The organism is Prevotella heparinolytica, from assembly GCF_004342845.1.
Lineage (GTDB): Bacteria > Bacteroidota > Bacteroidia > Bacteroidales > Bacteroidaceae > Bacteroides > Bacteroides heparinolyticus.
In genome coordinates this window covers 1-14,355 of sequence record NZ_SLXB01000016.1, presented here as the reverse complement: position 1 = coordinate 14,355, position 14,355 = coordinate 1, and the positions used below count along the sequence as shown (strand labels likewise).

Sequence of the window (14,355 nt, the reverse complement as noted above, 5' to 3'; positions counted from 1 at the left end):
CTATCAATTAAATATCACCGTTTTATTTTTATATGCCAACACTTTCCGTTCAATATGCTTTTGAACGGCACGTGAAAGTACAATTTTTTCCAAGTCCTTCCCCTTATTCACCAAATCCTGCACCGTGTCTTTATGCGTTATGCGCACCACATCCTGCTCAATGATAGGGCCGGCATCCAATTCCGTTGTAACATAATGGCTGGTGGCCCCTATAATCTTTACTCCACGTTCAAAAGCCGCATGATAAGGCTTTGCTCCCACAAATGCCGGAAGAAACGAATGGTGTATATTGATTATCCGGTTGGGATAAGCATTGATCATCCGTTCGGAAATTACCTGCATATAGCGCGCCAGCACAATGAATGTAATCTTATGCCTGGCCAACAATTCCATTTCCTTCTTCTCTTGCTCCTCCTTGGTATCCTTGGTGATAGGAAACACATAAAAAGGAATACCGAAACGCTCTGCCACATGCTGCAAGTCCGGATGATTGCTTATGATAAGAGGAATTTCTACATTCCACTCGCCTGCCGTATAGCGTGCCAGCAAATCAAACAAACAGTGAGACATCTTTGAAACAAAAATAGCCATGCGGGGCTTTGCATCAGAGAAGTAGAGCCGAAAATTCATATCGTACTTCTGCGCATACAAAGTTGCAAAATAATCCTCTATCTTTTCTTGAGGTACCAGAAAATCTTTCAATTCCCACTCAATACGCATGAAAAAGATATTCTCCACATGGTCTACATATTGGTCCAGATAGATGATATTCCCTTTATTCACCGTTATAAAGTCTGTCACTTCTGCCAATATACCCGGTTTGTCAAGACAGTGTAGCAACAGTTTGGCCGTTTTCATCATTCTAAGAATTCCTTTTTATTATTCTTATATAACAACATACTTGTTTTGAGTTGGCAAAAATAACGATTTATTGCCAAATGACGAATTTTCAGAACACGAAGTTTGAAAGAACAAATAAAAAGTTTCGTTTTCTTCTAAAAAAGGTTCTTAAACAGTACTTAAACACGAGATAAATTTCATATCAAAGCAACTGCTTGTTTACAAAATTCCTCTTCCATGCAATATTCTCAATATGAATAATATAAAGCAAACCTGATAAAAAGCTCGCAAAAAAAATCATGCACAGTATTGCAGATTTCAAAGAAATGTCTACCTTTGCAACCGCAATCGAGAGAGATAGCGAGAAAACAAGGTAATGGTGCGTTAGTTCAGTTGGTTAGAATACATGCCTGTCACGCATGGGGTCACGGGTTCGAGTCCCGTACGCACCGCAATTATATCAGAAGTCTTTAATTACAAAAACAATTAAAGACTTCTTTTTTTACGTCCGATCTCCCAATAATGGAGAAGCACATAAGTAAATGTAAACTCACATCAGAGTAAACTTAAACCCACACTTTAGCAAGTCTATGCCCACACCTAAAGAAGCGTAAGCCCACACCTAAAGAGGAACATCCCCGCACTTTAGAGAGCATAAGCCCACACTTCAGGAGAGATTAGCCGAGAGGAAACAAACATCAACCTCTCTTCTATCCATTCCTGAAAAATCATGAGAACAACTATTTATCGTATATTCCACGACAAAATTGGTCTATTCTCCCGATACTTATTTCCCATTGAGCATAAAGAAGTATCTTCGCCGCAAATTTTAGAGTATCAGAATAATAAGAAATAAAAGTCGATAATGAACATACGGCACAATCTATGTTGCATCGGATATATCACCCAAGATAAAGTGGTGACTCCTCAAAGTACTATATATATGCCGGGAGGCACCTCTTTCTATTTCGCCCATGGCATCAAGCATTTGAGCGCAGAAGGCTTTCTGTTGGTGACTGGCTGATGCCGATATGCATGTCGTGGAGGAAATAAAGAAAGAAGGCATCGAGGTGAAAGCTTTACACAGCAACCATTCCGTCTGCTTTGAAAATATATATGGCGAAAACCAGAATGAGCGCACACAACGCGTTACGGCAAAAGCCGACCCATTCACAGTGGAAGCATTGAAAGACATTAGTGCGAAAACCATTCACCTTGGCACCCTGCTGGCCGATGATTTTTCATTAGAGGTCATCAAATTTCTGTCAGGAAAAAGTCACCTTTCCGCAGACGTGCAAGGCTTTCTGCGTAAAGTAGATAACGAGCAAGTATTGCCGGTGGATTGGCCGGAGAAGAAGGAAGCATTGAAATATATCTATACCTTGAAAGCCAATGAAGCAGAAATGGAAGTACTTACCGGATGTACCGACCCTCACGAAGCCGCCTTGCTGATTGCCGATTGGGGCGTAAAAGAGGTACTACTCACACTGGGCGACAAAGGCTCACTGATTTATGCAAGCGGACAATTCTATGACATCCCGGCCTACCCTACGCTACAAGTTGTAGATGCTACCGGATGCGGAGATACCTATATGGTGGGCTACCTGTACATGCGAAACAAAGGAGCCTCTTATCAGGAAGCAGGTTGTTTTGCAGCAGCCATGTGTACATTGAAATTGCAATCCCACGGTCCGTTTCGCGGCACGGAGGCACAAGTGAGAAGCATTACCAATATGTGAGAGTCACACCTCTCCAAACTTCCCTTCACGCTTATTTTGCAAAGGGGCTCTTAAAAATACGATTGAAAAGGCCTTTGCATCTGCATATTATTTATACCTTTGTCAGAGAAACGTATGCTATGGAAAAAATCTTGTTAAGTGAAAAGCATAAGCAGCTGCTGTTCCAAATCCCTTTATTAAGGGAACTGGAACAAGATGCCAAACTGTCGATACTTGACAAGCTGGACTACTCCGTCTATTCCGTAGAAAAGAAAGACGTCATAGCCCATCAAGGAGTTCCTTGCAAGAAACTTTATATATTACTGGAAGGCAAACTGCGTGTAGACATCATCGACGGATTGGGCAACAAAGTAATGATAGAAAACATCATCGCCCCTCGCGCTTTTGCCACGCCTCATCTTTTCGGAACCGACACTACATTACCGGCAACTTTCACAGCCATGGAGCATTGTACCTTATTCACAGCGACCAAAGAATCCACTTTCAATCTGATAAGTCAGAATCCCAAAGTACTGCACAATTTCCTTTGTATAACCGGCAATTGCAACGTCTGCACCGTTTCGCGCTTAAAAATCCTTTCTCGCAAGACCGTCCGCGAAAGATTTGTAGTTTACCTCTTTGAGAACAAGGGAAACCATAGCAGAATCATCCCCATTGCCCATACACAATCCGAACTGGCCGAATACCTCAACGTGACCCGTCCGGCACTATCAAAAGAAATCAATAAGATGACTAAAGAAAGAATCATCCAAATGACCGGAAAAAGTATCGAGGTACTGAATGAAGCTGCTTTAAAGGGATATGTCGGGTAATGCCGTCGCCAACATTCTTTCAGTTCAGATTATAGGTATGCACACTCACACCCTGCGCCGAAGGCAGATAATTGATTCCATACCAACACATCTGCAACAATAAGAAAGAGAGAAGCAGCCCCACCAATGCCTTGCGGTATGCCAAAGGTCTGCCCAGACGATAATGCAGGTATCCCAAATAAGAAAACCATGTGGCGGCAGCCCATGTTTCTTTTGGGTCCCAAGCCCAATAATGCCCCCAAGCCGCCTTTGCCCAGATTGCCCCGGACAACATGCCCAACGTCATGAAGGCAAGTCCCACATACGCCAGATTATCACACAAATCCATCTCACGGCCATCAATCTCTTTCTTCTTAAAACCAAGCAGATAGACCGCCATAAGTGCAGCAGCACCCAGCATAGCATAGGCAAACATATAGACTATGACATGCGGCGTGAACCACGGACTCTGCAAAGCAGGCATCAACGTCTTATTGTGAATTTCGGGGTTGAAGATATTGATGCAAATAAACACCAATGAAAGAATAAAACTAAAACAGAGAATCCACCTATACTTCCAGCGACTATAAACAATTATCCCCACCAACGGAAGGAAAAACGAATACCACAAACGGGTCTCGCCCATCGTGCGCATGGGAGGACGTTCCAACGAAATCCACATAGCCACGATAAAACTGAAGAATACACCCAAACCCAAGAAAGTGGAAACATACACAACTCCCGGCCGCTTACCGCGCCATGCAGACCAAGCCCCCAGCCCCCAAAGCAGCAAGGCGGAAACAGCAAACGGAGCAAAACTATTCCAACTCATACGCACTCCTCCTTTTCTTCTCTGCTCCATAATATCCTTTCGGTCTGGACAGATACTTCCTCTTTTTCAAACATCTCTTCCGGATTCACTTTATTATCGACCTTCTTTTCTTTTCCTTTTGGAGCATTTACAAACAGGCATACAGCTCCTATCATCATCATGACAATGCCGATATAGACTACCGGAAGCCAAGGATCGCGCACAAGCTCGAACACACTGACATCGCTCCAACGCCCCTTCGTCTCATCATAGCTCAACTGATAGATGTTCCATCCGGCTATCTTTAAGGGATGGTTCACCTCAATCGTATCTTCTATCACACTGCCTTCCTGCGTATAAACCGTCACATCCGAGACAAACCGCTGCGGCTCACGTTCAGGCATCACAAGACCGACTTGCTCGGTCAAGCATAATGCCTTGTAAGGAAACATGAAACTGCCGCAACTCACCCACCCTTCGCATAACCGTCCATCCTTTACATTCTTTGCTTTCAGATAAACGGCATAAGTGGCCCCCATTGAATGAAACTCCGAGAATTTCAGTGTATCTTCTGTTGCAACAGAAGCTGCCATCGGAATAGACTGAAGAACAGCGATTTCCCATTCCAACAGTTTGCCTTTGTCCACCCCACCCTCCAATAGTAGATGTTCCGGGATATCATCTTTCGGAAGTGCCTGTCCCGTCTCGTTGTCAATCAACATCAGCTTCGGAGGATACTCATGTATCGTGAAATTCTTCAATTCAATGGCAAGCGGCAACTCTATCAGTTTGCCGTTCTCATCCGTTGCACGCCATTCGGTCTGTCCCAACCGGGTAATCATCTTCAGTCTCTGCATATCAGCGTTACCCAAAGTAGCAGCCAGCAAAGCGATGAACAGACCGACATGATTGAGCAGGAAAGGAATCTTCCGCATTTCAAAAGGAGAACTCACGCGAAGTATAGTCAATCCCAAAGTGGAAAGCAACCACACATAGAATAACACGAACGGCCAGAAAGAGAGCATCTTTGAGAAACCGATGAGTTCTGCCGGCGGCTGAGTGGACGGCACTTGCCGCACCAATCCCATAACGACGGTGATAACCGCTACGCATATAAGAGAAGAAACCGCAGCCGTATAGTGGCTGAGCCAGCCAAAACAATACACCCGTTTGCGAAGCGCATGCATAACAGCCAGCAAACACAGATATAATATCAAGACAATAAAGTTAACCGGCCAAGCAAACAATTGCCAACAAACACCCCCTATGGTCCACTGCAACAACAAACCGGTGACACACAAGCCTGCACCACAAATAAAGCCTTCTTTATACCCCCACGGTTTCTTCCACATAAAACACTTTTATTTTTGCGCTAAACGATTATTAGCCTTTGCTTTCTCCAACCAGGCAGGAACAGTTGTCTTCAAGAATTTATCTTTTGCGGCTTTTTCGGCATCTATATCCAGCCCGATATACTTCTGTGCTTTATCTTTGGTAGAAATGTCCGGCATAGGCACATCACCGGTGAAACCATTCTTTGCCAAGACTTTGGAAATGGCCAAACGTGCCTGCATAGCCCTATCCAAACCATGAGACAAGATACGTTGAGTTTCCTGCGGTGCATGGAAAGCAGCACCATGAGAAGCCACAGCAAAGTCCCAACGCCATTGTGCCTGACGAATCAGCGCTAAAACATCTTTCATCTGGCCATCTGTAGCACCCTTGTCCCATGCAAATTTGGCTTCGATATGCGCCTTTGCCAATTCGTGTTCCAAACGGTTACGGATTTCATTGGCTTTGCGTTGGCGTTCATATACGTTTTGACGCAATACTTCTTCAGTTTCGCGATGACAAGTCTGGCAAGTACGGTCGATCATTGCCAGCGGGCTTTGTATGTGATGGTCGCTGAACTTCACACCACCTTCACTTTTATAAGGCATGTGGCAGTCGGCGCACGAAACACCACGTTGTCCATGAATGCCCATTTGGGAAATCTCAAAATCAGGATGTTGTGCCTTTAATATCGGAGTGCGGCTCAATTGATGAATATAGTCACAATAACCTTCAATCGGCTATTGATGAAGACTTTGCCCGGATGTTGTGCCTTTAATATCGGAGTGCGGCTCAATTGATGAATATAGTCACAATAACCGGACTCATCATAATAGGCTTCCATATCCTCTATGTTAAAACCTTTGTCCCAAGGAAAGGTCAGATATTTCCCATCGCCCTTGAAGTAATATTCCACATGGCACTGGGCGCATACCAATGAACGCATTTCCTGCGGCGTGGCTTTCGTTATATCTTTGCCCTGACGTTCAAAAGCCTCTATCAATGCCGGACGGCTGATGTGCAAGTTCATGTTTTTCGGTTCATGACAATCGGCACACCCGATAGGGTTCACTATTTCCTCACCAAAAGCCCCCCATTTATTATTATAAAAAGCATCTACCCCGATGGCTTCCATCATACGCGGAACATCCGGACTCTTGCAAGTCCAGCAGGTAGAAGGTTGCGGGCCATCGGTTGCCGTTACAGGTGAGCCGGTGCGTAGCGTCATCGTAACATCTTCAATGGCATGCATGTGCCCGCGCGGAGTGGAATAATCCTTAGAGAAAGCATATCCCGCCCACAGTATCACCATTTCCGGTCGTTGCTCCAACACATCCACTGCGATATTCCCGTTGAACTCTGTCCGGAAATCTGTTTTGGCAGTTTCAGTCCACGTCTGGTATTCGCGCGGAAAATCATCCTTAAAAACCTCGTTGCGTGCTTCAATTCCTTCGATAACTGTTCGGCGATTATTGAACACACTCGCCAATTCGGCTCTCCGTTCCATCAAAGCCGATACACACAGTCCCAACACAAACACAATAACCATTGAACCACCGAACAACAGCCATCCTTGCCATGATTTGAGTTTCTTTTCCATAAGATATGAAGATTTGTTGTTATTATCTGTTCATTAATTTCTGAAGCCATTCCGGCACGGGTGATTCCGGATAAGGAACCAATGCGGCAGGCGTGGCCGAAAGGCTGTTCTTCCCACCGTGAGGCACGTCTCGATGGCAATCCCAGCAGGCTTTGCCCTCTCCCACGAGTGTCATCATGTAGTCCACTTTCCCTGCACCGACGAACTCATTAGTGAGTTGCGTATGGCAACGAATACAATTATTCATGATGACCTGCGAACTGGCCGCATGTGCCTGAATGCTCTGCCGTTCGCCCTTGAGGAGAAAAACACGGACATGATTCATACCGTCCATACCTTTAAACACCCATTTCTTCACCGGATTTTCATGAGGAACATGACAGTCATTGCACGTAGCGTTCCGGCTATGGGAACTGTGAAACCACGTTGCGTAAAAAGGAGCCATGATGTGGCAGTTGACACACGCGGCAGGGTCATTGCCCAGATAAGTGTGAGCCCGGAGAAGATACATAAACAATCCGCCCCCGCCAACAAGAATACCGCATACAATAAGTGCCGTCACTTTCCATTTATAAGAAGGAAACAGTCTGCTTATGATAGATAGTTTCGCCATACGACAATATATTTTTGGCGAAAATACATTATTATAAATAAAAAAAGTGTAATAAAGATTACATCTTAATATTTTAACGCGAACTCGATATAAATCTTATGCAATAAATCTGCTTTTGTCAATAATGTCAATATTCATAGACGGCTTCTTTGGTAGCAGGTTATAAGCTGTCAGCCCTGACAAGAGGAAACTCTTTCTTTTTATTTCCGGAAAAAGACATCACCCGATAAAGGCCTCTCCTTCCTTTGAAAAAAGTTGATACTCACTCTTATCATCTTCGTCTTTTCTTCGTGTCTATAGCGAGCAACCCCACACGAACATGATACGAACTTGATACGAAGATGATACGAAGATGGTAAAACGAAGATGATGGCATTATAATCCTTACAGAATATCTTTACAAATGACAGGGATAAAGGATTTTTTTTACACAGTTATTGGTATTCAACTATAAATAAGTGAGATTACCAACTTTTAGTACACTTTTCTTATCTCGAGCTGATGTTACTTTAGAAACTGTTTTTGAGAATATGTTTCAAATTTAACCGGAGTTCTGAGTCTTAGAATTCCGGTTAAATTTATTTTAGTTTCCTTCAGCGAATCGGCTTCGAAGATTCGAGCCGGTAGAACCAAACATATCATCGGCCGCTACCTAATTCTTGCTTCGCCCCACCCCAATACCGCAATTTATAGGTATTGACAAATATCGTAAATAGCACGACCTTTGCCACAATTCAAACAAAGACTATGGACAATTTATTGAAACAGACTGCCAACGGTTTTGTATCTTTTTGCGCCAAGTGCAATGCTTATCATCTGGAGTTCGGGAATTTGTTTTTCAGATTTACCGACGATGAGTTCCGGCATTTCCGCCGGTATATATGCTCTATCGACGGCGAATATTATAAAAACCTGAACCGGGATATGAGAAATGCCCGTAAAATCTTTCTGCGAATGCCCATACAAGGTTTTTACTGTGCTCTTCATCCTGAGGAATTGGCCGAATTGAAAAGGTTGGTGGACTTTACAACGACAGAAGACGAAGCAAGTTTATCAATACATCTGGAACATTACTCTTTAAACTAACTAAATGAATATTAAGTATGAAAATTGAAAAGATTGTAGCCCGTGAGATTCTTGATTCACGCGGCAATCCCACAGTAGAAGTGGACGTAATTTTGGAATGCGGCGTCATGGGACGCGCGGCTGTGCCATCCGGCGCTTCAACCGGCGAGCACGAGGCTTTGGAGCTGCGCGACGGTGACAAAAAACGTTACGGCGGCAAAGGAACGTTGAAAGCGGTAGAAAATGTCAATAAAATAATTGCTCCCGCCTTGGCAGGCCGGTCGGCATTGGAACAACGCGCCATCGACCATAAGATGCTGGAGCTGGACGGCACACCCACCAAGTCGAAATTGGGAGCCAACGCCATTCTGGGCGTTTCGTTGGCTGTGGCCAAAGCGGCGGCTGCCTATCTCGACATCCCCCTATACAGATACATCGGCGGCGTAAACACCTATGTAATGCCCGTCCCGATGATGAACATCATCAACGGAGGCTCTCACAGCGATGCGCCTATCGCCTTTCAGGAATTCATGATTCGCCCCGTAGGCGCCACTTCTTTCCGCGAAGGGTTGCGTATGGGAGCCGAAGTATTCCATGCCTTGAAGAAAGTTCTACACGACCGTGGTCTCAGCACGGCTGTCGGCGATGAAGGAGGTTTTGCTCCGGCACTGGCAGGCACGGAAGATGCGCTGGACTCCATTATGAGCGCCATCAAAGCAGCAGGCTACGAGCCGGGCAAGGATGTAAAAATCGGCATGGACTGTGCTTCATCCGAGTTTTTCAAGAACGGTATCTACGACTATACCATATTTGAAGGCGAGAAAGGCAAAAAACGTACAGCCGACGAACAAATAGCATACTTGGAAGATTTGATTAATAAATACCCGATTGACTCCATTGAGGACGGTATGAGCGAAAACGACTGGGAAGGCTGGAGAAAGCTGACCGAACGCATCGGCAACCGTTGCCAATTGGTTGGTGACGACTTGTTCGTGACAAATGTGGAATTCCTTGAAAAGGGCATTGCCACAGGATGCGCCAATTCCATTCTTATCAAAGTCAATCAAATCGGGTCGCTCAGCGAAACGCTGGATGCCATCGAGATGGCACACCGTCATGGTTATACAACCGTAACCTCGCACCGTTCCGGCGAAACAGAAGATGCTACCATTGCAGACATTGCCGTTGCCACCAATAGCGGACAAATCAAAACGGGCTCTTTGAGCCGTTCGGACCGCATGGCAAAGTATAACCAATTGCTGCGCATCGAAGAAGAGCTGGGCAACCTTGCTGTTTATGGCTACAAAAGAATAAAATAACTCTTTGTAGTGAATAAGTCATAAAGAGGGAATAGCGTCTTTGGGAAAAGGCGCTATTTTTATTTTCCTATACCTTATTATATATAGGAAATGCAATCGGTATATATAAGAAATACCATCGAAAGGAAACATCATTCCCGATTCATCAGACGATGCCCCGCCATCTGCTCGTACTTCGTGCCGGGACGGCCGTAATTGGCATAAGGGTAGATGGAAATGCCGCCACGCGGTGTAAAGATACCAGTCACTTCGATATACTTGGGATTCATCAACCGAATCAAATCTTTCATGATGATGTTTACACAGTCTTCATGAAAAGCTCCATGATTGCGGAAACTGAAAAGATAGAGCTTCAGGCTTTTACTTTCCACCATCCTGACATCAGGGATATAAGATATACGGATTTCCGCAAAATCCGGCTGACCGGTGATAGGGCATAAGCTGGTAAACTCCGGACAATTGAAACGCACCCAATAATCATTGTCCTGATGTCTGTTGTCAAAAGCCTCCAGCACTTCGGGGGCATAGTCTTGCCTGTATTCGGTTTTCCTTCCCAATAAAGAGAGTTGTTCTTTCAATTCGGTCATATCATTTCTTATTAAGAGATTCCTAAAGTTCGTTTAAGTCATTGCCTGCCAGATGCTTCTCCCCCCCCATTCCTCAGCTTACACGTCGGGCAACAGCCGTAGCCGTCTCCTTGAATGCCATTATAGCACGTCAATAATGCTCATCCATTGCTTCAAACTCCACCTCTGCCTCGCGAACCATGTGACGAATAAAATGGAGAAAAAAGCAGAAAACAAACGCAGAAGAGGCTAAGAAATACCTATTGAATAAATGCAGCACAGATTCTAAATATCGCTGATTTTCCACACTTTGTAAGAGATTCCTTCATCATAGACGTCGCTTCCGTCTATCCGCTTGATGGCATTCACCACACGGATGGTCACCGGGAGTATCACTACTTCGTACATGGACTTGAGCACAATCTGGATGCACATCATCAGCAGCAACTCGTTCCACGCGATAATTCCGCCGAAGGCTACGGGGAAAAAGATTAACGAGTCGCCCGTCTCACCTACCACCGTCGACCAGACGGCGCGTGCGGAGAAGTTTCGCCCGTTGCTTGCCAACTTCATACGGCTCATGACATAGGCATTCAGAAAAGAGCCTACCAGAAAAGCCGACAGACTGGCTATTACAATGCGCGGAGCCATGCCGAAGACGAAATTGAAGTGCACCTCGCCTTCCCAAAAAGGAGCGGCAGGCAAAGCAACCGCCAACAGGCCCAGCATTACCACAAAAAAATTCATGGCAAAACCACTCCAGATAATCAGACGCGCTTTGCGAAATCCCCAGACCTCGGCAATGCAGTCGTTGATAATATAAGAAATCGGAAATACTAACAGTCCGGCCGTCACGGTGATACCGCAAACCTGAATGACTTTAGTTTCAAGAAGATTGGCTGCAATCAGACAGACATTGAACAAAATGCCCAGCAGCATAAAAGGTACAGATACTTTTTGCTTCATACTCCTGTTTTTTACGTGGTGTTCTAGAATACACGACCGCTATTCGCGGCATCATACTTTTTTAATCGGGCGCAAAGATAGAATGTTTTTTCCAAACAGACAAATTTCTCTATCGTATAGAAGAGAGCAACGGAAGATTTCTATTTTTAAAAGCAAGAAAAAACTCAGATAACCATGCAAGCTATCTGAGTTTCAAAACATCCATTGTATGGCTGATGCCGAAGTTTCGGTTTTAGAAGCTATAATCCAGACTGAGGCCGAAGACTTTATTCGTACGGCTATACACGTTCGTACCGCTTAGTCCGGTTCCATTATAATTCGCGGAAGTCTTTTTATAATCCTCATAGTTGGTCCACATATAACCGATATTCACTTTCGCTCTTTCGTTCAATTTGAATTTCGCACCGAAACCCAAAGAAAACGAATCGCAAGAGAAGCTGGTATCGCTCTGATAGTTGTCAGACAATCCATAATCCGTTATCTGACCGCCGCAGCTCAAAGTCAACCTCTTAGTTACATCCCATTCGATACCGGCCAGATACTCGTTCGTACCCTTTGTCAGGAACTTTTGTTTATCTCCCGCCATACCTGCTTTCTTGTCGTTATAGAAGTGATACTCCACAGAGGCGCGCAGCACCGGCAGAAACTCATAAGCCGCAGCAACCGATAGCATGGAAGGGATGTCGTTCGGAGTATTCACGCCGTGCTTGTAGGCATCCAACGTACCCTCCGGCGCTTTCAGCTCTTTCGTGTTGTTTTCAATGTTCAGGTTAGTCAAGAACTCATACTTCGCACCGATGTTCAACTTACCCAACCGGGCATTCGCACCGATAACCGGTGTCAAGCCCCAGCCGGTCTGATCGCAGTCCAAAGCCAAGTTCATCAGGGCGGCACCGCCATACTCTTTCTTCAGACTGGCATCCACAAATCCTTTGTAACCGCCGAAGAAATAGTTCATACGTCCGCCGGCAAACGCAGAGAGCCATTCGTTCACCTTATAAGTCAAGCCCAACTGCAAGGAGTAGATATATTGCTTGCCATCCATGCCTCCATTGATGGTGTACATATTCGGAGTCACTACTTGCCCTCTTTTCAGAGCAGATTGAAAGATTCCGGCCATAACCATCGATTCGAACATGGGCAGGCCGTCGTCGAACGAAGCCTTGCCACCGCCACCGGTGACGGCAAAGAAACCGGAAATGGTCCAGCTACCTTTCTTATAGGCTGCAAACAGACTGGGGATAACCGGTGCGGCAGCCTTTCCTTCATAATATTTACTGAAAGGCTTCTCCGAAACAATGGGTTTCGTCCCGTTCAAACCGTTGTATGTATGGAAAGCGGCATCGATATTTCTCGTTTGGAAAGCGCTCTGAATACTCAAAGCAGCATGAAACCCGTCTTTCGGCAAGAAAGCCAGACCGGCGGGGTTGTAGTAAGCACCGTCTATTTCGGTAGTGGCACCGCGAGATAACATACGAAGAAAAGCCGGGTGTTGATTGGTGTTAGTCAGAAAGCCACCCGCAAAAGTTGGAATTGAAACTATCAGCATCGCAATGCCGATCAATAAAAATTTTCTCATCTAAATCTTTTTTAATTGTTTTCGGCCGCAAAGGTACAACAATATCGCACACCACAAGCGTTTTTGTGCAGAAAAGCACATAATATCTCTTATTTGATTGAAAAACAAACAATTTCCAATGAAACAAAAAGTCATCTGTCGTACTTCATCCCACCCGATTATCCTCCATCTCCAAACAGCCCCGAAGAAATGCACCGCAATGAAAAAGGCTCTTGCATTATGAACCATATCAGGCGCGGACTTCACGCATCGGCACGGCTGTTCATTGACAAAATCCGTGAAATTCGCATAAGCCGCGCCTGAAAAATCATAAGGGTGCTCCGGCAACTCTTCGTCGGTCTGGATAGCCGCCGGAGCAACAGTGCGTTTCAGCCGCTCCGCAATTACCCCAAAGGATTGCTGTTTTGGTCTCCTTCGCCGCCGGGAACAGGGTTTACAGGGGGATTGGGACCGGTAGAACCGGAAGATTCGGACGAACCGGAAGTTTCTTTTTGGGAAGTCAGCTTCTCTATATCCGTCCAACCGATAACAGTATCTACCATGGAGCGGGTGACAACCTGCTTGTTGCTATTGCGCCTTACTTCGGGGATGAAACGCACGCGAACTCCCACAATCTGCGACGCATTCACATTCTCCGGTTTGGCCACTCCTTTCTTATTCGCAGCCGCCGTGTAATAGAAAGTTCCCACCCCTTCCAGTTTCACGGTGCGTCCTTGGGCCATATAGTCGGCCATCACGTTTCCCAGATTCTTTATCACGGCATACGTATCACCGCGCGTAACGGTAGAAAGTAAGGAAAGTTTGTCCGCAATTTTGTCAGTAGAGACGGGGGCACCGGTCGTAACCGCTTTCGGATACCATAAACCGGTCAGTTTCGAGTGAAATTTCTTGTAAAAAGCCATAATTTTAAAGTTTTAGTTTATTAATAATAATGTATTGGTTTCTCTTATCTCATCCGAGGAACAGATTTTTTTCACCGCGAGGCCTCAACGGTTCCGTCCGTCTGCTTTCCTCGGATTCGATGTTGCAAAGTTAGGGACAGACAAAAGAAAATGCAAGAAAACGGCATCTACAACCGAAAATGTTAAAGCAATGATAACCAATACATTAAAAAACAGCACTCTCTACAACGAA

At 45.1% G+C, this 14,355-nt stretch carries 10 protein-coding genes, 1 tRNA gene and 3 pseudogenes; 5 read left to right on the top strand and 9 right to left on the bottom strand.

What is annotated here, in order from left to right; all coding sequences use genetic code 11:
• Positions 1 to 3: 3 nt before the first annotated feature.
• Positions 4 to 861, bottom strand: coding sequence for a formyltetrahydrofolate deformylase (purU, locus tag EV202_RS08895; RefSeq protein WP_125238720.1), 858 nt, complete (start codon positions 859 to 861; stop codon positions 4 to 6).
• A 357-nt stretch (positions 862 to 1,218) separates the two neighbouring features.
• On the opposite strand from purU, the gene EV202_RS08890 reads away from it, so the two are divergent.
• The 3 genes and pseudogenes from EV202_RS08890 to EV202_RS08880 all read left to right on the top strand — a co-directional run bounded on the left by EV202_RS08890 (position 1,219) and on the right by EV202_RS08880 (position 3,391).
• Positions 1,219 to 1,292: transfer RNA gene (locus tag EV202_RS08890), tRNA-Asp, on the top strand.
• Between the two features lie 413 nt (positions 1,293 to 1,705).
• Positions 1,706 to 2,579, top strand: a pseudogene (locus EV202_RS08885) (PfkB family carbohydrate kinase).
• A 119-nt stretch (positions 2,580 to 2,698) separates the two neighbouring features.
• A complete protein-coding gene (locus EV202_RS08880; protein ID WP_131926782.1) occupies positions 2,699 to 3,391 on the top strand; it encodes a Crp/Fnr family transcriptional regulator in 693 nt (230 codons plus the stop codon).
• A 19-nt stretch (positions 3,392 to 3,410) separates the two neighbouring features.
• Here EV202_RS08880 and ccsA read toward each other — a convergent pair whose 3' ends face one another.
• The 4 genes and pseudogenes from ccsA to nrfH all read right to left on the bottom strand — a co-directional run bounded on the left by ccsA (position 3,411) and on the right by nrfH (position 7,726).
• Positions 3,411 to 4,202: a cytochrome c biogenesis protein CcsA gene (gene ccsA / locus EV202_RS08875; protein ID WP_106070036.1), complete on the bottom strand. Its 792-nt coding sequence runs from the start codon at positions 4,200 to 4,202 to the stop codon at positions 3,411 to 3,413.
• Positions 4,203 to 4,306: 104 nt separating this feature from the next.
• Positions 4,307 to 5,533, bottom strand: a pseudogene (locus EV202_RS08870) (cytochrome c biogenesis protein ResB); the annotation flags it as partial.
• A 9-nt stretch (positions 5,534 to 5,542) separates the two neighbouring features.
• Positions 5,543 to 7,113 (bottom strand): annotated as a pseudogene (locus tag EV202_RS08865) (cytochrome c nitrite reductase).
• 22 nt (positions 7,114 to 7,135) lie between these two features.
• Entirely contained in the window at positions 7,136 to 7,726 is a 591-nt protein-coding gene (gene nrfH / locus EV202_RS08860) for a cytochrome c nitrite reductase small subunit (protein WP_106070039.1), read from the bottom strand.
• 747 nt (positions 7,727 to 8,473) lie between these two features.
• On the opposite strand from nrfH, the gene EV202_RS08850 reads away from it, so the two are divergent.
• Both EV202_RS08850 and eno read left to right on the top strand, forming a co-directional pair.
• Positions 8,474 to 8,812, top strand: coding sequence for a DUF6686 family protein (locus EV202_RS08850; RefSeq protein ID WP_106070040.1), 339 nt, complete (start codon positions 8,474 to 8,476; stop codon positions 8,810 to 8,812).
• 17 nt (positions 8,813 to 8,829) lie between these two features.
• Positions 8,830 to 10,110 (top strand): phosphopyruvate hydratase, encoded by a 1,281-nt coding sequence (gene eno / locus EV202_RS08845; RefSeq protein ID WP_106070041.1) that lies wholly within the window; start codon positions 8,830 to 8,832, stop codon positions 10,108 to 10,110.
• A gap of 131 nt (positions 10,111 to 10,241) precedes the next feature.
• On the opposite strand, the gene queF is transcribed toward eno, so the two are convergent.
• The 4 genes from queF to EV202_RS08825 all read right to left on the bottom strand — a co-directional run bounded on the left by queF (position 10,242) and on the right by EV202_RS08825 (position 14,123).
• Positions 10,242 to 10,697 carry a preQ(1) synthase gene (gene queF, locus EV202_RS08840; protein WP_106070042.1) on the bottom strand — a complete coding sequence of 152 codons (456 nt, stop codon included), beginning with the start codon at positions 10,695 to 10,697 and terminating at the stop codon, positions 10,242 to 10,244.
• Between the two features lie 264 nt (positions 10,698 to 10,961).
• The gene (locus tag EV202_RS08835; RefSeq protein ID WP_106070043.1) at positions 10,962 to 11,642 is read right to left on the bottom strand and encodes a queuosine precursor transporter; all 681 of its coding nucleotides are present in this window, start codon (positions 11,640 to 11,642) and stop codon (positions 10,962 to 10,964) included.
• A 232-nt stretch (positions 11,643 to 11,874) separates the two neighbouring features.
• Entirely contained in the window at positions 11,875 to 13,221 is a 1,347-nt protein-coding gene (locus tag EV202_RS08830; protein WP_131926778.1) for an OmpP1/FadL family transporter, read from the bottom strand.
• Positions 13,222 to 13,604: 383 nt separating this feature from the next.
• Positions 13,605 to 14,123, bottom strand: a complete 519-nt coding sequence (locus EV202_RS08825; RefSeq protein ID WP_131926776.1) for an HU family DNA-binding protein — start codon at positions 14,121 to 14,123, stop codon at positions 13,605 to 13,607.
• Positions 14,124 to 14,355 lie beyond the last annotated feature (232 nt).

Excerpts from the sequence above, each read along its gene's own strand:
- ccsA (WP_106070036.1), bottom strand. The coding sequence starts at position 4,202 with ATGAGTTGGAATAGTTTTGCTCCGTTTGCTGTTTCCGCCTTGCTGCTT.
- eno (WP_106070041.1), top strand. The coding sequence starts at position 8,830 with ATGAAAATTGAAAAGATTGTAGCCCGTGAGATTCTTGATTCACGCGGC.
- EV202_RS08830 (WP_131926778.1), bottom strand. The coding sequence starts at position 13,221 with ATGAGAAAATTTTTATTGATCGGCATTGCGATGCTGATAGTTTCAATT.
- EV202_RS08880 (WP_131926782.1), top strand. The coding sequence starts at position 2,699 with ATGGAAAAAATCTTGTTAAGTGAAAAGCATAAGCAGCTGCTGTTCCAA.
- queF (WP_106070042.1), bottom strand. The coding sequence starts at position 10,697 with ATGACCGAATTGAAAGAACAACTCTCTTTATTGGGAAGGAAAACCGAA.
- EV202_RS08850 (WP_106070040.1), top strand. The coding sequence starts at position 8,474 with ATGGACAATTTATTGAAACAGACTGCCAACGGTTTTGTATCTTTTTGC.
- purU (WP_125238720.1), bottom strand. The coding sequence starts at position 861 with ATGATGAAAACGGCCAAACTGTTGCTACACTGTCTTGACAAACCGGGT.
- EV202_RS08835 (WP_106070043.1), bottom strand. The coding sequence starts at position 11,642 with ATGAAGCAAAAAGTATCTGTACCTTTTATGCTGCTGGGCATTTTGTTC.
- nrfH (WP_106070039.1), bottom strand. The coding sequence starts at position 7,726 with ATGGCGAAACTATCTATCATAAGCAGACTGTTTCCTTCTTATAAATGG.
- EV202_RS08825 (WP_131926776.1), bottom strand. The coding sequence starts at position 14,123 with ATGGCTTTTTACAAGAAATTTCACTCGAAACTGACCGGTTTATGGTAT.